The organism is Vibrio iocasae, assembly GCF_042245395.1.
GTDB classification, from domain to species: Bacteria; Pseudomonadota; Gammaproteobacteria; order Enterobacterales; family Vibrionaceae; genus Vibrio; species Vibrio iocasae.
Window position 1 is genome coordinate 846,215 of the sequence record NZ_CP145310.1, and the last position, 20,315, is coordinate 866,529.

12 protein-coding genes (1 of these 12 cut by a window edge) are annotated in these 20,315 nt (G+C 43.9%); all 12 read left to right on the top strand.

Going from position 1 to position 20,315, the window contains the following annotated elements; genetic code table 11:
- On the top strand, positions 1–6,337 hold the final stretch of the coding sequence (locus SNR28_RS03825) for an Ig-like domain-containing protein (RefSeq protein WP_375749699.1). The gene continues 23,777 nt to the left of window position 1, outside the view; the window shows 6,337 of its 30,114 coding nt (coding positions 23,778–30,114); the start codon falls outside the window, past its left edge; its stop codon occupies positions 6,335–6,337.
- Positions 6,338–6,549: 212 nt separating this feature from the next.
- Entirely contained in the window at positions 6,550–7,965 is a 1,416-nt protein-coding gene (locus SNR28_RS03830) for a TolC family protein (RefSeq protein WP_375749700.1), read from the top strand.
- Positions 7,966–7,993: 28 nt separating this feature from the next.
- Entirely contained in the window at positions 7,994–9,238 is a 1,245-nt protein-coding gene (locus SNR28_RS03835) for an HlyD family efflux transporter periplasmic adaptor subunit (RefSeq protein ID WP_375749701.1), read from the top strand.
- Positions 9,239–9,667 carry a hypothetical protein gene (locus SNR28_RS03840; RefSeq protein ID WP_375749702.1) on the top strand — a complete coding sequence of 143 codons (429 nt, stop codon included), beginning with the start codon at positions 9,239–9,241 and terminating at the stop codon, positions 9,665–9,667.
- On the top strand, positions 9,660–10,103 hold the full coding sequence (locus SNR28_RS03845) for a hypothetical protein (RefSeq protein ID WP_375749703.1): 444 nt from the start codon (positions 9,660–9,662) through the stop codon (positions 10,101–10,103). Before SNR28_RS03840 ends, SNR28_RS03845 begins: the two co-directional genes overlap by 8 nt.
- Positions 10,104–12,089, top strand: coding sequence for an EAL domain-containing protein (locus SNR28_RS03850; RefSeq protein ID WP_375749704.1), 1,986 nt, complete (start codon positions 10,104–10,106; stop codon positions 12,087–12,089). It begins immediately after the preceding gene.
- A 273-nt stretch (positions 12,090–12,362) separates the two neighbouring features.
- Positions 12,363–14,450, top strand: coding sequence for an ATP-binding protein (locus tag SNR28_RS03855; protein ID WP_375749705.1), 2,088 nt, complete (start codon positions 12,363–12,365; stop codon positions 14,448–14,450).
- A 44-nt stretch (positions 14,451–14,494) separates the two neighbouring features.
- Entirely contained in the window at positions 14,495–16,027 is a 1,533-nt protein-coding gene (locus SNR28_RS03860) for an HD domain-containing phosphohydrolase (protein ID WP_375749706.1), read from the top strand.
- Positions 16,028–16,212: 185 nt separating this feature from the next.
- On the top strand, positions 16,213–17,691 hold the full coding sequence (locus SNR28_RS03865) for a cobyric acid synthase (protein ID WP_375749707.1): 1,479 nt from the start codon (positions 16,213–16,215) through the stop codon (positions 17,689–17,691).
- Positions 17,688–18,986 (top strand): cobyrinate a,c-diamide synthase, encoded by a 1,299-nt coding sequence (locus SNR28_RS03870; protein WP_375749708.1) that lies wholly within the window; start codon positions 17,688–17,690, stop codon positions 18,984–18,986. Before SNR28_RS03865 ends, SNR28_RS03870 begins: the two co-directional genes overlap by 4 nt.
- Complete coding sequence (locus tag SNR28_RS03875) at positions 18,983–19,579, top strand: histidine phosphatase family protein (protein WP_375749709.1); 597 nt, start codon at positions 18,983–18,985, stop codon at positions 19,577–19,579. The genes SNR28_RS03870 and SNR28_RS03875 overlap by 4 nt, the downstream gene beginning before the upstream one ends.
- Complete coding sequence (locus SNR28_RS03880; protein ID WP_375749710.1) at positions 19,576–20,175, top strand: histidine phosphatase family protein; 600 nt, start codon at positions 19,576–19,578, stop codon at positions 20,173–20,175. Before SNR28_RS03875 ends, SNR28_RS03880 begins: the two co-directional genes overlap by 4 nt.
- The last annotated feature ends 140 nt before the right edge of the window (positions 20,176–20,315 follow it).

Sequence of the window (20,315 nt, forward strand, 5' to 3'; positions counted from 1 at the left end):
CGACAATACCTCGCCTGTATTTACTGAAAACACTCTGACACTTGAGGCAGGCAAAGTCGGCGCGGATGAAAATCAGTCAGAAAATGACGAATGGTTAATCCGTGGAAATCAAGCTGAACTGGCGATTTCTGGTGATATCACTGATATCGAGAACAACATTTCTACGCTGACGATCAGTGTCGATGGTGGTAGTGCACAAACCGTGACAATCACGGATGGTCGCTACAATTTTGATTTAGCTGGTCTGAACTTAGGTACAGGTAATCATGAGTTGGTATTAACCGCGACAGATACTCACGGAAATACCACAACTCAGAGTAAGACACTGACCATTGATAACCAGATGGAAGTGACCGCATCTCTTGCTGCGAACTCAAACGGCGGTGATAAGGACGACCTTCTTACTAACGATACAACTCCTGAACTGACGGGTGTTACAGATCCTAATATCACAGTAACGATTACCATCAACAAAGATGGTAGTGAAGTGACCAGTGCAACTGTGACTTCCGATGCCAACGGTGTCTGGACGTACACAGCACCTGAGCTTGGTAGTGGCACTTACGATTACACCATTGCGGCGACAGACGGCAGTTCCCGAGCGGAGTTCCAGGCTAATACCTCAGGGCAGTTTAGTGTGGATGCGGATAAACCAATTGTGACCAACATTGGTGTTTCTGCACTCGCTGAAGATGGCAATGTGATCGCAGATGGTGTGACTGTCGATGGTACAAGTACAACCACCAACCATAATCAGGTTCGTATTGAAGGTGACCTTGATTCACTAAACCAGGACTCCAAGGTGGAAATCTATCTTGCGGGTCAGTGGCACAACGTCACTTCTGTTGCGGCTGATGGTCACTTTACCTACAACTATGACCAGACACTGGAAGCATCGACAACACCTTATGTTTATAAGATAAGAGCGACTGATGATGCGGGTAATGTGACGACTATCGATCCGGCGGGTTCGATCACCATCAGTCCGGTAGAAGTCTCAATAGATGCAAGTGGCTTAACGGAACTCACAACCGGAGAATATTCGGGACATCTGGTTGCCAACAAAGATATGGTCGACAACAATGGCAATATCACACTCAGTGGTAAGGCGCTGTTAGGTGAGAACTTTACGGTTTACCTTGCGGATAAAGACGGTAACAAGGTAGCTGGTAGTACTGAATATACAGGTATCGCAGACGCTTCTGACGGAACCTGGAACCTGGATCCTATCAGTATTAATAGCCTGAACCTGAACGAAGGTGAAGAGTACCAGTTTATTATCGAAGCGGGTGGTCGTATCAATTCTGTTCAGATAATGAAGGATACAGAAACGACCATTACTAACGTAGATGTCGCGGGCAAAGATGAAGATGGGCAGGACTACTTCAATTCAGATGAGCTAACCGGAACGATTATTTCCGGTAAAGCTGAAATTGGCTCTGTAGTAACAATCGAGTTGACTAAACAAGGTTCTGCTCCAGTAACGAAGACAGCGACGTTGCAAGCAGATGGTAGCTTTACCTATGCAGGTGATTCGTTAGATGACGGTACATACACTTACAAAGTGATTAGTACTGACCCGGCAGGCAATGAAGTCGAGTTGACGCCTGACAATGCATCTTTTATCGTCGATAAAACGGCTCCAGATGCACTTGATACCAGCTCGTTGCTTAGCACCCGTCCGGATACCAATGCCGATGGTGTGATTACGGAAAATAGTTACGAGTTCAAAGGTGTCGTTGATCTTGCGGATCTGGAAAATCAAAACAAAGTAATTATCGAAGTCGATGGTAAGACGTACGTGATCCGTCCTGATGATGCATCACTGACATCGGATGAAGTTACCTTTAACACCAGCACAGGTGAGTGGTCATTAACGGTTTCCAACCTCAGTGAGGGGAATCATAACCTTGTTCTAACGACCGAGGATCAGGCTGGAAATCAGAAGGTTCAGGTCAACGAGGACTTTACGGTTAAGACGCAAGTTGCCGAAAGTGATTTGACCTTCACTCTGGTTAAAGACAATGGTGATGTGATCGCTAAAGACTCTGGCACCGGTGAGTATCATACCAATGACCCTGAGTTCGATGTTCAGCTATCAACAGCAAGTAACAGTGACGTTACTGTCGTTGCGAAGCTCTATATAACAGGTAGCTCTGTAGCTATCGATTCACATACTGAAGTGCTGAACAGCTCAGACGGTAACAGAACCGTCACCTTCGCATCGCTTGGTGATACCTCAGGTGAGTACCGTATTGAACTGACGATTACTGATGCATACGGCAATACCAGCACAGAATCTATCACCAACATTGATTACGACAAACTGATCACCGATCCAACCGTGGATTTGGCATCTGAATCGGACTCAACCTCTGGAACCGGAGTTTCAGCGGAAGAGGGTGATTATCGCACCAACATCGAGACAGCAACCATTAAAGGTAGTGGGGATGCAGGCTCAATCATCTCTGTCTGGGTTGGCTCGACTCTGGTTGCCAGCAATGTTGTTGTTGCTGCGAGTGGTGAGTGGTCTTACAGCTTCCAGCCTGGTGAACTGAACCAAAATACTGACAATACAATATCGGTACAGGCTCAAGACAACGCAGGTAACACCTCTGCAAAAGTCACCATGACAAACAGTATCTATCTGGATACCAATGCGTTGGCGGAACCTGACTTTAGCTTTGCCGGTGAAGGCTCTGCTCCGGCAGGGGTTATCACTGAGAATTCGGGTGTAATCACATCGAAAATAAACACCATCGATATCGAGATTGCTAAGGGCAATGTTGACGGGAATGATAATGCTTCAGGATGGGAATACTCCCTGAATGGAGGAACCAGCTGGATTCAAGGCGGTGATAACTATCAAGTCACACTTGCTGATGGGAGTTATGATCTTCAGATAAGACAAACTGACAACGCAGGCAACGTCAGCGCGGTCAAATCTCAGTCTATCGTCATTGAAACGCAGGCTCCTTTTGTTCCTGTCATTGACTGGACTGAAGATACGGGCACCGACGGTGACAATATTACCCATAACGGTGAACTGAAAGTCGAAGGTATAGAGCCAAGTGCTACCTGGTACTACTCATTGAACGATGGGAGCTGGATACAAGGTTCGGGAGACACTATTGCGTTGCCAGATAACTTCAATGGAAAAGTTGAAGTGTATCAGAAAGATTGGAGTGGCAAAGATAGTGGCTTTGCAGAGCTAACAGGCATACAGGTTCTGCCTGACTTGTCGGCATCAATAACGATTGATATGCCAGATGTTACAAACGGCTATGCGAACAGCAATACCGTGACAGTTAACGGGCTGAATGGTAGCGCTGGCTGGCAATATACTGTTGATGGTACAACTTGGATTCAGGGTAGCGGTAATACCTTTAAACTAGCGGATAGCAGCTACAACCTAGCAGATATTCAGGTAAGAGAAATTGATTCAGCAGGAAGCGGTACGCCTGTTTCGGCAGGTACCGGAAATGTGGTTATTGATACGCTTGCGCCAAATGCTCCGGTAATAAAACTGGAGAACGATACAGGCACGACGGGTGACAACGAAACCTCCGACGGCACTATTTTGGTGAGCGGCCTGGAAAGCAATGCGACCTGGTATTGGTCAAACGATGGTAAAGCGTCTGATGCTGCCGATAAGGTCTGGAATTTGGGGACTGGAAGTAACAGCTTTGACCTTAACCCTGGCTTTGAGGGTGATGTAGAAGTTAAACAGGTAGATGTAGCAGGAAACGAAACCGTTGCGACACTTGAATCTATCAAGGTAACAGCACCACTCTCTACACCAACTATTGAGCTTCCTACGGGTAATGATGCGACAGTAACGGTATCAGGTACTGGTAGCAATAGCTGGATGTACTCTGTTGATGGCGGTGTGCACTGGTTTGTGGGCTCAGGTATTAGCTTTGAGCTGGCAGACGGTGACTACTCTCTGAATCAAATCCGAGTTGTTCAAATCGATGCAAGTAACAACCGAAGTGATGAGGCGAAAGCGAGTGCGTTCACGGTAGACACAACAGCGCCGGACGCAGCGACTATTACCATCACAGATACAGGCACGACTGGTGACAACATTACCACCGACCAAACCATTTTAGTGTCTGGTTTGGAGCAGGGTGCGACATGGAAATACTCGATCGATAACGGCGCAACATGGAGCAGCGGTGAAACTGTGAACGTTTCAGGCGCTGCGAGCTTTGATGTGCCGGTTGGCGAGTATGAAAAGGGTGAGATTCAGGTACAACAAACAGATGCGGCAGGAAACATTACTACGTCTTCCTCACAAAGTGTTATTGATGTACAAGCGGCTCTTGGTGCTCTAAGCATTACGTTGCCTTCGATTACGGGTAGCGATGGTGTTACCACGTACAACAAGGTTGTAACGGTTGAAGACATTACGGTTGGTGCGACCTGGCAATACTCAGTTGATGGCGGCAACTCCTGGATAACCGGTGGGGTTGCGACAGATACTACTGCTTCATTTGAGCTTGCTGATGGTGAATATACAGCTGCGGATAGTATTCAGGTTCGCCAGATGAATGCTGTTCAATCAACAGAAGACATCAATGCCACAGTGGCAACGGCTGGCTCAATTACGGTAGAAACGGGCACTCCTTCAACACCGGTTATTTCATACAACCATACCGGTAGCGATGGACAGACGAATGATACGACAATCACCATAAGTGGTATTACAGAGTCGAGCTGGAGTTATACCGTCAATGGTGGCGCAGCACAAACAGCCGTTGTAACCAACGGTGTAGCAACCATTACTTTATCCGGTGGTGATGGCAACTACGCGATTACGGCGACACAAACCAATGCTGCGGGTAAAGCTTCTGCGACACCAGCTTCTCTAAATATAGAGCTGGACATAACAGCGCCAGCACAAGCCAACATTGCTTATGTGCAGTCAGGTGCGGAAGGGTATACAGACACAGACTCGATTACGGTTACGGGAGTAGAAGCGGGCGCAACCTGGAAATACTCTTTGGATGGCGGTCAAACCTGGAGTAGTGACGCTGTATGGTCCGGGACTTCTCAGGTGATCTCTGGTGAACTAACAGAAGGTTCAAACGCGATACAGGTTTCGGTTACGGATACTGCGGGTAATACCTCTATCTCAGGTAAGACGGTTGTTTATGATGCAACGGATCCTGCTTCGCTAGGTGTTTCTTTGGAAGATTCTGGTTTGAATGGCGTTACGAGCAACGGACAAGTGAATGTTGCTGACATCGAAGCAGGAGCTACCTGGTCTTACCGTATTAATAGCGGTATTTGGATAACCGGAGGTACAAATACGACATCGGCCGCTGCTTCAGCAAGTTTCGTACTGACGGAAGATGATGGTGTTATCAACAAAGTCGAAGTACGTCAGACAGATGTATCTGGTCGTGAATCGATTACTACACTTGCTGGCGTGAACAGCGGTAGTACCCTAATCGTTGATACCACAGCTCCAATCGTATCTGTACAAACTGAAGTCAATAAGATCTCTGTCACCACCAACGAGGCTGTGACATTGAACTTTGATACCGACGGAGATGGTAACTCTGATAAAACTGTCGAGATTGCTTCAGCAGGAAACTGGGAAGTGGATCAGGCAGACTTAGGACTTACCGGTAACGGCGAAAATAAAACGGTCACTATGTCTGTAGAGGATAGTGCAGGTAATAGTTTGGATAATCTGGATATTCTATTAAATGTCGATACCCAGGCACCAACTTTGACTAACTTTGAAGTGAATGATGATGTGCTGAGCGGAAGCCAGTCGAGTGTAGAAGATGTATCCGATGGTTCCTGGACTAACGACAATCAGCCAACCTTTGAAGGGACGACGGAGAATGGTGCGACAGTTAAGTTAACGATTGGCAGTGATAACTATGAAGTCGTGGCTTCTTCAACGGATGGCAGCTGGAGTATTACTCCGGGAACTCCGCTAGCTGATGGAGAACATAACTATTCAGTCATGATTACTGACAAAGCTGGTAATGAGCTGGAAACTGCGAAAACCGGAACGTTGAATGTGGATTCGACGCCACCTGCGTATACAGGCCTTAACTATACCGAGAACTCGGAAAATGGGACTGTTACTGCTATTAGCTTTAATGTGTCCGATACCAACGGAGGAATCACTCAAAGTAACATCACTGCGCTTTTGGATGGTGATACTGAGAATCCTTTGCCAGTAACGGTTACCGGAAACGAAGTAACTGTAAATACCAGCACTGCGAACGCAACTCACAATGATGTAAATCACGATATCGTGATAACCATTACGGACGTTGCAGGAAACGAGACTCAGGTGGATAACGATATCTGATTTGTCAGGTAATCTGGAGCGAGTGTATATAAGAGGCGAAATACCAATCGGTTTGACTGATTGGTATTCGTTTCAGTGTCGCAATAAAAGATTGATTGATGCGACATATAGTTACTTATTGCTTTAATTACTCAGCTAATCTAGTATTGCGTTCGCATTAACTAAATTTTAAAAATATTAATAAGTTAGCTGTTCAGGATGTATAGAAACAAATGAAAGGTTTGAACAAGGTAGTCCCATACAAAAAAGTATGTAAAGCATTGGCTGCCTTATACGGTATTTTCCTTTGCGGTCACGCAAATAGTAATGAACTTCCAACCCCAACCGGTGTAAATAAAGCTCCCGTTGTATTTAACGAGAAGTACGATGTTGAAGAAGTTACAGAGCAGCAAACATTTATCAAGCAAGGTTACTTAATAAAGTTTGATGATGTGGTTGAATTGGCTTTAGATTCTTCCAAAGAATATCAGGCGCTTACAAGGGAAGTTGAGTCAAAAACGATTCTTAAAGATAAAGAAGAAAAGTATTACTACCCAAGAGCCTCCCTTAATTCAGAGACTACAAAATACTACGGTACACCGGTTCCAAGTGCTAACGAAACTCAGGACTTTATATTAAAGCTGGATTCTAAGATTTATGGTAGTGCTGTAAAGGACAAAATAGCAGCCAGCAGGGAAACACTGGAAGCTGGAAATATAAGTCTGCGAGCTCAGGAAATAAATGTATATTATACGGTGCTTAGATATCTGACTAAAATTGAATTAACAAGAAAATATGAAAAAGTTGCTGAAGAATATAGAAAGGAAATAGAGAAATATTATCTAAAGCAGGTTAATTCAACAAATGAAGGTGTTTCCACACAAACTGATACCATGGAAGCAAGGTTATCGGTTGCAGAGTTTGATGACTCGGTATTCTCGGTAGTTTCCAATATCGAACAATATTTTAAACAGTTAACAGAAGAAACTGGTATAGATTTAAAATTGTATGAAGAAGGTGCCGGAGATGACATCGGTATTGATTATAAAAGGCTGCAACCTTTACTTGCTATCAATATAAACGAAATAAGTCCTGAAGAATTGATCGCGACTAATGCTGATTTACAACGAGCCCAACGTACAATGAACTCTTCGCTCTATTCAGCTCAGTCAGCCCGAGAACGTTTTGTGGTCGAAATAACCTCGGAAAACCACTTTCTAACAAATGGTGATACCGAAGGAAACGACTACGGGGACACGGACCAATCTTACGTAAAACTGAATGTTGAAATCGACCTGTTTAACCACGGAACTCAAGCTGACAAAGAATCTGCAATAAAAATGTACGAAGCTGAGAGACTAAGGTTTGATCAGCAATACACGCAGTCGATGGATGCGTTTAGAACGGCATTAACCAACTATAATCAGCAGAAGACCAAGAGACAAAAAACAGCAGATCAGGTCGATATCCTGGCCCAACTTATCGAGAACCAGAAAGAAGAAATCTTTACGGATCAAATCACTTACAAGGATATCGTAGACAGTATTGCTAAGCTCAATAGGGCAAATCAAACCCTGCTGGAAATCGACCTTAATCTTTACGATACACTGTATGAGATTGGTACATTGAGATCAGAAAAAATTCTATAGTTAACGCTCCGTAAATCTGGGATAAATAATGACAAAGGACATCTTAAAACATAAAGGAAAGCTGATAGCCATAAGTTTGGCAATCGGCTTTATTTTCTATGTCCTGCTTTTAAAAGAGATTGAAGTGGTTGCGCCGGGTACGGGCTTAACGGGTATTAAACAGAGTAACGTTTCAGTTAAAGCGCCAACAAGCAGTTATATTGTCGAATTGAAAGTAGCCCAGGGTGATGAAGTAGAAAAGGGCCAACCGCTTTTAAAATATAGAAACCTGGAAGATGAATATCGCCTTAAACAGACTGCGGAAGAGTTAGATTTTAATGAGCGCCTTCTTTCTATATATCAAAGTGAAAGATGTTTCTTAACTGGTCCTCGATTTGCATCGGTAACAAAAGAGAAGTCCGCATACGGCTGTAAAGGGGATGAGACGCTTACAAATGCTGGTGGACTATATATTCTTAGTTTTTACGAAGACTATCTTCAGGAACAGAAATATATTCTTGACGTAGAAAAAGAACGTCGTCACAAGGAGCGTGAGCTTCTGAATAAAGAAGAAATTCTGACTAAGAAGAAAACGGCCTTAAGGCGCGGTAAAGGTGCGACCATCAGTTTTTACGATGTGGATGCTGAACTGTCGAATGTAAAAACAGAGGTGATTAACTTTCAGATCTCTTCCATCGATGCAAGAAAGAAACTTAACGATAAGTTAATGGTTTTTCAGATGCGTCGTTCTGAGCGATTGCTAACGCTGGAAGAGCAGATAGATAAAATTCGCCCTCTTATCACTCAAGCTAAGTACACCAAGGGCTTGTTGGTTGAGAAGCAGCTTAAATCTGTCATTCGTTCACCCATCGATGGTAGCGTGCTTGAGCTAACAGAAGGCCTGTCTACCGATACCTTTATTCAGGAAGCGACGCCTCTGTTCGTTCTGAAAAAGAAAGGTGCTTCTCAGCAGGTTGAAGCGAAATTTGATTCTCGCTATCGCCATTTCTTAAGCATTGGAAGAAAGGTGCGTTTAAAGATCAACTCTCCTGGGTTTAATGAGATTTTTAACGGCACGATCACAGACCTAAGCTCCGATTCAATCAGCTACGAAGATCAGGGCCATGCCGGAGAGCGCTATTACCGCGTGACTATTCAACCTGATGATGAATTCTTAGCACTTTCTCTTGATTTGGGGATGGATGTACAGGTGTTTGTGGTAAACGACAATGTCAGCGTACTGGAGTTTATTTTAAGTGTGTTGCCAGACAACATTAAGTTTGAGGTGTGGTAGATGATTGGATTTGTTGCCGCAATCTCTGCATCTCTCGCTGTGATAATACTGGTTGTTATTGCAAGTCTGATTGGTTTTGTTCAATCAATAATGCCGACGTCCGGCATTATTAAGATTGATGAAGATACCTATCGCTACAATTTCAAAACCCCTTATGTTACCAGAGAGCTATTGACCGAACTCGTTCTGACGATAGGGGACATGAGCTTTAGTGATCGCATTAAGTCTTATCAAATCGGGTGTAATTACGGATTTAATACCACTGAATATGAAATGACCCGTATCGCTACATTTAACTATATCGCTACCAATCAGTTTTTTGATAACTCATACCCTGTCGACAATATCGTTGTTGAAGAAGAGCCCGAGAGAATGAACAGTTGTCATATGGATATTCACCTATTCACAGAAGGAGCAAACAATGGATGATGATACTCTTGCCCCGTTTGTGGATGCGCTCTCTTCTGCATTGATCATGATGGTCTTGGTTGGCATATTTTTTATGCTTCAAACTGCGACCTCACTCAACTCAGCCGCTCAGGAAGCTTCGTTAAACGACTTTCAGGAGAGTGAGTACAACCCGATTGTTTACCACGAAGTTATGCGTTCGGATTTGGATGAACACCAGTTTGAGTACCTGATTAATTTCAAACTTGAGCCGGAGTTTGTCGAATCTATCCGAGGCCAATTACTCGAAGCTCAAAAAGTAAAATTCACCATATATAGCCGAGATGATTTAAAGAAGAGCACAGTGAATCTGATACGACTATTAAAATACCTACAACTACCTTCACATATAAAGGTTGAAACCTCCATGCAACCAACAACAAATGTATTATCTAAAGTGAAATGGGAGATAGACTAGATGTATATCTTTGGCTTACTGGTTTATATTGCTATTCCAATCCTCGCGTACGTTGTCGAGCCTGCAAGAGTGCTTGTTCAGCAGTGTTTTGCGCTTTCGCCCGAAATAACCGTTTTAATCTCACTAACCTATTTGTATCCGCTAACGATATTTGCGTATAGCTATATCAAGAAATACAAAGATGCGGTTCATCTTGCCCACTTTAGAAGTCAGGTAACTCTGGCATCGTCTTTTGCCGTTTCATTTGGTTTGATTGGTACATTCATTGGTCTGGCTCAGATGATTTCTGGCATTGCTGCAGGTATGGGAGCGGATGGTGACTTCTCGGAAAAAATGGAAGCACTGCTAGGTTCTATTGGTCTTGCACTTGATTCCATGTCGTTTGCATTTTTAACCTCGATTCTTGGTGTGAGTGCATCAGTCAGTATTTTGCTTGCGTCAAACTACCTGAACAACTTCTTTGAGAAAGAGTTGGTGCACGGAGAAAGCAGTGGCGGTGAAGGAGGTAAAAACTCGATAGAAGGTTTTGCTGAAGAACAGCAGGAAGTGATTAATGAAAACTTCCGACAGGTTCAGAAGTCTATTGATGACACCATTAACCTGATCAACAGTAAAGAGAAAACCTGGACCGATCTATTCACTCTGCTGGAGAACAATTCAGGTTCTACGGTTGTGCAATCCTTTAGTGAAAACCTGGCCGAGAACAATCGTCTGGCTCAACAACAATCTGACCAGATTCAGCAAATCTACGCGGAACAGTCTGCGATGCATCAGAAGCTGGAAACCTCTTTACACGAGTATACTCATTACATGCAACAGCAGACCCATGCGATGGTTAATGCTATCACTAACATGGCGTCAGAAGTGGATAGAATGGGTTATATGATTGAGCAAACGTCTGATAAAACTAACCAGACAATTACTCAAAATGGCGAAGTTTTTGAGAGTGTGAATGCATCGCTGAACGAATTCCTGACCAATACGCATGCCTCTTTTGACAGTGCCCTTAGCAATACCAATACCTCATTTAATGAAGCATTAAGCAACACCAATACCGCATTCAACAATGCAATGGAAAATACCAATGCTCAATTGCAAGGTGTTGCAGAGATTCTGAATGATATTCGGGTTTCTACAGCGATTCCTCTTGAAGAGTCATTGAACATTGCGCTTAGAGATAACTCGTTCAATCTGTTGTTCCAACCTCAGTTTAGCGATGAACAAAGCATCATTGGTGCGGAATCGTATATCCGCTGGGTAGAACCTGTCCGTGGCCTGATTCCAAATGGAAAACTATTTAAGTTAGCGAAAGATGAAGGTGTGTCAGTTCAGCTCGAGTTCTGGGTGATGCGGAACACCATACAGCAAGTTTCACAGTGGCAGCAAAAAGGCACGTGGAACCCAGAATGGACCGTTTCTATTAACGCGACGGCTGAGCTTCTATTAGCACCGAACTTCATTACAGAAATCGAAAAGACGCTTAAGCAGAACGATGTGTTACCTGGTTCACTGGCCTTCGAAGTCACAGAAGATGCCATCATGCAAAACAGTGCTCAGGCGAAAGATAAGATTCGCCAGCTGCACCTGATGGGCCTGAAGCTTTACATTGATAACTTTGGTACCGGATACACCAATATCGCACAGTTGAGCGAGTTCCAGCCTGATCGTCTGAAGCTAGCGCGTTCTATTGTAAACAACCTGACAGATAGCACTCAATCAGGTATTGCAGTCGTTCGTTCAGTAATGTCACTTGCTCAACAGTTGGGTATAGAGGTATCTGCAGATGGTGTCGAAACTCAGGAGCAGTTCGACCTGCTGAAAGCGGAAGGTTGTAACCTGTATCAAGGTTGGTTCTTCGAAAAACCATTGGAAGCAGAAGCGTTTGAAAACAAAATTGCACAGAGTAATGACGAATCCGAATTCAACCCTCATGAAGTAGAGCAAATAGAAGACGCTGAGATTGTAGAAAAGAAAGACACGGAATAGTTCCTGTAGCGTTCTTAGAATAAAGTGATAAATGCCCCTTCTTTCCTGAAGGGGTATTTTTTTGTGCAACAATTCAAGTGTTAACTTCTTTTATGTTACGCAAAGCCCGAATTAAAAGCCGATCGCTTGAATTAACGGGCGTTATTTAAGCTATTATTAATATTGCTAATATATGAAAACTAAGATGTATTGATTTACCATTGAGGTGGTAGAAAGTTTAGAATTAATACTTCGGTTTTCCAAGGTTGATTCAGAGGGAGTAGCGGTAACAGGATGGGTATTAAAAAACGGGTTACTCTTTTTGTTTCTATATTTGGTGTCTGTGTCGGCGCATCCTCAATCGGTTTTAACCAAATTACATTAAAAAACTCACTGCTTTCTATTCAAGAACAACAAGTTGAAGCGTCAGTTAAGCTCGGGCAGAGTAAAATAAACAGCTTGTTTCGTGAGATGGAGCTCGCATCTAAAAAGCTCGCTCTGTACGGTTCAGAGCTATATCAAACCAAAGATAAATACAGCAAAGCAGAAGCAGAAAATGTCATTCAAGCCCATCTGACAGATATTTTCATACTCAACGATCAAAGCATAGGTGGAGGTATTTGGTTTGAGCCTTATCTGTTCGACGAAAGTCAAAAAAGGTATGGCCCCTATATTTATAAAGAAGCGGATCAACTCATCTTTACCTGGGATTTAAGTACACCTGAATATAATTATCACGAGCATTCCTGGTATAAAATCGCATTCGACAACGATAAATTACACGATCATACCTCCTACTGGAGTGAACCCTACTTTGATGATGCAGGTACTGATGAGTTAATGGTGACAGTAACCACTCCAATTTTAGATAGTGAAGGCGTAAAAGTTGGCGTTGCGACAGTAGACTGGGCAATAAAACAACTGACCGATACCGTTGAAAGCATTGAGTTTACAGACAACTCGTCTTCGCTATTGGTTAGTAAGATGAGACAACAGTTTCTTTCATTTCCTGATGCTTCCTCTCTGCACCTTAAACCTGTAACTGAACTGCCTTGGGGCCTTTCTCTGCTCGATAATGCTAATGGCAACACTATCTCTAAAGTTGAAAATGTGGAGTTTAATCAACAAGAAGGAACCATTTATTTCCTTGAGATTCAGCACGACTTAATTCTGGGTGTATTCCTTCCTGATAGCGATTACATGCAGCATATTAATAAGTTCACAAGTATGAACTTATTACTCAGTGTTTTTTTTCTGATCGTCTTTTTATTTGGATTAAGCTTCACCTTGCGACGATTGTTCGCGCCTTTGAGTCAGATAATCGATGATATTCAGGCTTCTGTTCAGGTGAATGAAAAATCCGACTCTATCCGTGTAAGCCCGATTAAAGATGTTGGTGTTAAAGAGTTCACTCCAATCATTCATATGTTGAACAAGGTATATGAAAAAATAAATGATTACACGGTGCAGATAGAGCAGAAAAACAGCTCATTAATTGAGAAGAAAAAGGAAATCTATGAGTTAAATACTTATTTGGAACAGAAAGTCGAAGAGCGAACACAGGAGTTAGAGACCAAGGCTGCCGAAGTTATTCAGGTACTAGACGAACTAAAAGAAGCGCAGCAACAGATGATAGAAATGGAGAAAAATGCAGCTTTGGGTCAACTGGTTACAGGCGTAGCCCATGAAATTAATACGCCTATTGGTGTATGTGTAACAGCGACTTCGATATTGGATGAAAAGCAGACGACAGTCAAAAATGACGTTGATGAAAACAAGCTGACCAAACCTAAGCTAATGGATTTTTTAACGGAAGTTGAAGAAGTCTCAGAGGTACTGAAGTTTAATCTCGAAAGAACTAAACAATTGATAGAAAGCTTCAAACAGGTTTCGGCCGATCAGGCCGTTGAAGAATCCAGAGTATATGATCTTCATGAGTACATGGAACTTATCGTAGGCTCAATGAAGCTGAGTCTCGATCAAGAAGACATAGCAATTAACTGCTCCGTACCTGAAAATATTTCCATTCATGGTTATCCGGGGGTGTTATCTCAGGTGATGAGTAACTTAATCGCGAACTCTATTAACCACGCCTTTAAAGGGGTAGAGAATCGTGAAGTGACTATTACGGTTATCCCGACAGAGAGCGAAAAAATCAGCCTGGTATATACTGATAATGGTTGTGGTATGAATGAAGAGTCGGTCGGTAGGGTGTTTGAACCGTTTTTTACAACTAAGCGCGGACAAGGTGGAACAGGGTTGGGAATGCACATTACCTATAATCTCGTCACTCAGAAACTTAAAGGAAGTATCTCTGTTGAAAGTAAACCGGGGCAGGGTGTGCGTTTTAATATGGTACTGCCGGTGAACCATGCCGAATAGCCTACGTATATAACATATAAGTGTTTTAGAGAGGTGTGAACTCAATGGATTTTCTGGCGGACACTGTGGATGGCAAAAATGAGTTGGACTCAGCGATTGAGTTGCCGCCATGGTCGGTGCTTGTTGTAGATGATGACAAAGAGGTGCACCGTATAACAAGGTTAGCGTTATCCCGATTTGCTTTTCAGGAGCGCAAACTCGACCTTATTTCTGCCTACAGCGCTGAGGAAGCAAAAGGTGTTCTGACTGCACGAAATGATATCGCTCTGGCCATCGTCGACGTTGTTATGGAAACCGATCAGGCTGGATTGGAGCTGGTTAAATTTATCCGTGATGAGATTCAGGACAAACTGATTAGAGTGGTACTCAGAACCGGACAGGCAGGCAAGGCCCCTGAAGAGAAAGTAATACAAGACCACGATATTGATGACTATCGTTTAAAAACAGACTTAACGACAGAGAAACTCAGGACCGTTTTATACTCTAAACTTCGATCTTATTCAGAGCTTTGCAGAATGCACGAGCAAAGGTTGTCTCTGAACAGAGCAATAGACGCTTCGTCGCATGTGCAAAAGACAAGGCACCGAACTGACTTTTTCAATGTACTTTCACAACAGTTTTACTCTTTACTTGGAACACAATGCTCTTCTATCTACGGAGTGGTCTCTCCAGATTTCGAAAACAAAGAGACTGAACAATCAGTTTTTCTGTTTGAAGATGATTTAAGAGAGTGCGATGGCACCAATCTATATTCCGAGTTTCCTGAACATATCTCTTCAAGGTGCGAAGAGGCCATTCTTGCTAACCAATCAAAAATGTACCCAGATGGTGCTGCTTTTATCTCAAGAAATGGTTCTGGAACCTCGTGTTTGATTTATCTCAGTTTTTCGGTAGAGATAACCGGTTTCGACCGGCATCTAATCAAAGTGCTGGGTCAGAACGCGGTTTTGACTCTGCAGAATATCTCTCTAGCTTCTGAGATAAGCGATACATCTAAAGTGTTGGTTTACAATCTGGCAAATGCGGTTGAAGCCAGAAGTAAAGAGACCGGGGCTCATGTTCAACGTGTCTCTTTAGTTTGCGAAGGACTCGCGAGGTATTGCGGGTTGAACGAAAGGGAGGTGATGCTGATTAAATATGGCTCTCCACTCCACGATATTGGCAAAGTGGCGATATCTGATCAAATCCTACATAAGCCTGGAAAACTCGACTCCGAAGAGTGGGAAGAGATGAAAAGACACGTTGAGTACGGTGTCGAGATACTGTCGAAATCGCATAATCCGGTCATGAAGAAAGCCAAAGAGATAGCAGGGTCACATCATGAAAAATGGGATGGTTCTGGTTATCCGAAAGGGTTGTCGGGAAATCTTATCCCCATTTCGGGTCGTATCACCGCAGTTGCCGATGTATTTGACGCTCTGGGTTCAAAGAGAAGCTATAAAGAAGCCTGGGGAGAGGAACAGATTAAAGCTGAAATGATTTCCCTCAAGGATAAACATTTCGACCCTGACCTTGTCGATATTCTTATTGAACACTGGCAAGAGTTTATCTCTATTCGAGAACAATACCCGGACTAAATATATCAGTCAGCCCCGGCTTCCAGAACCTGTCGAATGCTTCCGCCTATTGTGTTAACGGTGTCATAGAACCCCAAGGTGAGCAAAAATTTATCGTACTTCGCCATTTTTTTACCTGTTAACAAGCGGCTTTTTATTGGTAGTATCAGTTAGTGTAGCTGGTTAATAACGGTTAGTTGTAATAAATGATTGATACTTCAAAAGCTTTAATGGTGCAAGGCACCACCTCTGACGCAGGGAAAAGCGTTTTGGTTGCGGGCCTGTGCCGCGTACTTGCACGTAAAGGCATTAAGGTTGCGCCGTTCAAGCCGCAAAACATGGCATTAAACAGCGCTGTGACGGTTGATGGTGGCGAAATAGGTCGCGCGCAGGCTGTTCAGGCATACGCTTGTGGAGTAGAGCCGACAACAGACATGAATCCAGTGCTGTTAAAGCCAAATACTGACATTGGTGCGCAGGTGATCATTCATGGCAAGGCGTTGGAAGATATGGACGCGGTTTCCTACCACGCATTTAAGCCACAAGTGATGAAGTATGTAATCGAATCATTCGACAGGCTTAAGAGTGACTATCAGAGCGTGATGATTGAAGGGGCGGGAAGCCCTGCAGAAATCAACCTTCGCGATCACGACATTGCCAATATGGGGTTTGCTGAAGAAGCGGATATTCCAGTCATTATCGTTGCGGATATCGACCGGGGAGGCGTGTTTGCTCATCTTTATGGTACGTTGGCACTGCTAAGTGAGTCAGAGCAAAATCGCGTAGCCGGTTTTGTCATCAATCGATTCAGAGGCGATATTAAGCTACTTGAAAATGGCCTCGATTGGCTGGAAGAGAAAACCGGTAAACCCGTACTTGGTGTGTTGCCCTACTTGCATGGGCTGATGTTGGAGGCTGAAGATGCCATTAATATCAGCCAGCTAAACAACGACGAGCCGCAATTAAAAGTTGTGGTGCCGGTGCTGCAACGTATCAGTAACCATACAGATTTTGATCCTTTAAGAATGCATCCAAATGTTGATTTAGTCTTTGTTGGTAAGAATCAGCCTTTACCACCTGCGGACCTGATTATTTTGCCTGGTTCTAAGAGTGTTCGAAGCGACCTGGCTTTTGTACGCGAACAAGGTTGGGACAAACAGATTGAACGTCACCTCCGTTTTGGAGGCAAGCTTATGGGTATTTGTGGCGGCTACCAGATGCTGGGCGAGCTAGTTTCAGATCCTCTAGGGTTAGAAGGACCGGCAGGTGAAAGCCGAGGTTTAGGCTACCTACCTATAGAGACCGAACTTAAAGACAACAAACAGCTTAAGCAAACAAAAGGTACTCTGACTCTTCCTGAGCAAGAAACCGTTGATGTATTTGGATATGAAATCCACGCGGGTATTACGAAAGGCGTATCAGAAGGTGCACCGCTCTCGCTTGCAGACGGAAAAGACGGTGCAGTAGGGTTAGATGGTTTGGTCTTTGGTAGCTACCTTCATGGCATCTTTGAGTCACCAGAGGCTTGTAGCTCAATTTTGCGTTGGGCAGGCTTGCAAGAAGCGCAAGGTGTCGATTTTGCTCAGATGCGTGAAGACGGTATCAACCGTGTCGCTGATGCCATTGAAGAGCATTTGGATCTGCGAAAACTTTGGCCAGAACTGACGGAGTTCCAGAAGTCATGAGTTCAGTAAGCTGTCCGGCTCTGGTTGTTGCTGCACCAAGTTCTGGTAGTGGTAAAACAACCATTGTCGCTGCAATAGCCCGATATTTCACCAATCAGGGTAAGAAGGTCCGGGTATTTAAAACCGGCCCTGATTTTATCGACCCAGACTTTCTTTCCTTTGCTTCTCGCCAACCTGTATACCAACTCGATTTCTGGATGTGCGGTGAAGCGCATTGCAAACAGTTGGTCGCAGAAGCTGCGAAAGAGGCTGATCTGATATTAATCGAAGGCGTTATGGGCATGTTCGATGGAAAGTGCTCCAGCGCTGATATCGCTGCGACACTTGGCATCCCTGTAATGGCGGTTATCGATGCAGGAAAAATGGCTCAGACGTTTGGTGCCATTGCTTACGGGCTGGCTAACTTTCGTGATGATATCCAATTGTATGGTGTATTTGCGAATCGTGTTGGTTCAGTCGGACACGCTGAGATGTTAAAAGAAGCGTTACCCGAATCGCTAGAGTTTTGTGGCTATATGGCGAAAGATTCAACTCTGACATTACCGGAAAGGCACCTCGGACTAGTTCAGGCCAAAGAACTGGATGATCTGGACGACCGCCTTAATCATGCGGCTGAGTTAATTGGTGAAAGTGGTGATATTACCATTCCTCCAGCGGTAAGTTTTGAACTAACAGAGAGTGACTCCTATCAGAAATTGCTGGCTGGCAAGACCATCGCGATTGCGAGTGACAACGCATTTAGCTTTATCTATCAGGCTAACCTGGATTTGCTTAGTATCCTTGGGGCAAATATTCGCTACTTCTCACCGATAAAAGGTGAAGGGCTACCTGATTGTGATGCGCTATATCTACCTGGGGGATATCCCGAACTCTATTTGGAGGAGCTTTCGGCTAATCAGAGTTTAAAAGCACAGATCTTAAAGCATGTTGAAGCTGACAAACCCGTTGTCGCTGAGTGTGGCGGTATGCTCTATCTGAACAAAACACTAACGGACACTCATGAGAAAAAGGGTGAGATGTGTGGTGTTTTAAATGCAGAATCGCAGATGCAAACTAAGTTAGCTGCTCTTGGTTTAGTCGAAGGTGAATTGGCATCGAAAGAAGTTCTTAGAGGACATACTTTTCATTACTCCAAGACAGAGTCGAAAGAGTCAGAGTTCTGTATGCCAGTCTCTCAACGAGGCAGAAAACTGGATCCGGTTTGGAAACGCAATATGGTTATCGCATCCTATATTCACTGGTATTTCCCATACAACCCGGAACTGACAGCAAAGATGTTCAAGGGGGAGTTGTGAAACTCATCCTTGTTCGACACGGGCAGACCGAGTGGAATTTAGAAAGGCGGATTCAAGGCTGGAAAAACAGCGCATTGACAGATGACGCCAAAGAGAAGTTATCAGGTAGTACGTTAAGCGAGTTGAACTCGTCTGTGCGTGGCTCCCCAGTATTTTATAGTAGTGACCTGGGTCGTGCTTACGAATCTGCACAGATACTTGCACACTCATATTCTAGCAACGTCATTGCTGACAGGCGTTTGAGAGAAAGGAAACTTGGTGTACTGGAAGGCAAAGTCATCGACCTGGACCAGGAGCTGATGCCCTTCTGGCGTGTCTATCACAACCGTTATTCTGAAAAAATGGAATCTGCTTTTGGTGTCGAATCAGAATCGGATTTCGAATCACGAATCCTCACTTTTATCGAACACTTAAGACAGAGACATGCTGACAATGACAATACCATCGTCATTGTTTCTCATGGTGAATGGATAAGAGCGTTTATTAATATTATCAACGGAATACCTTCCTGGCATAAAGGACGTGGTATTGAGGATAATGGTTTACCTGTTATTCTGGAGCTTCCAATTTTGATTTGCCGGGAAACTGCGTGACAACCACAAGAATAGAAATACTCCGACATGGATTACCGGAAGGTGATCAGTGCTTTCGGGGACACACAGACTTCGCACTAACTGAACAAGGCTTTCAACAGATGCGGAAATCCGCTTCGGGTTGTCAGGTAACCGATGTTGTTGTCACCTCGCCACTTAGCCGATGTCGGGATTTCGCTCTTGAGTATGCCCAACAACACTCATTAAACCTCTACGAAGACGCAGAATTTAAGGAGCTGGATTTTGGTGATTGGGATGGCGTAGAAAAGCAAACAGTCTGGGAAGAAAATCAGCCATTGCTTACCCGTTTTTGGTCCCATCCCTGGGAGACAGTGCCTCCAAACGGCGAAGGGCTTAACGAGTATGACGATAGAATTCAGAAGGCCTGGAATCGACTTTTGACTCATCACAAAGGGCAATCCGTACTGCTTGTTACCCATGGTGGGGTTATGAAGCAACTTCTAAGGCAACTGTTAGAAATGCCCAAAACAGCTACCTATCTGCAGAGGCTAAATATTCCTTATGCGGCAAGAATTACCGTCACGGTTTACCACGACGATGATGGTAAATTATGGCCTGAGGTGCACTGGGCATAGAGCACCGGTTCTAGGAGGCTGTGGCTGAGTGAGCCTGCTGGAACGTACATGCGAATGAGTAGTTTTAAAATAAATCGATTAATGTATTGTGCGGTATGTGGAAACAGACTCATTCAGTCATTGCCCGTTCAATTTCGGTT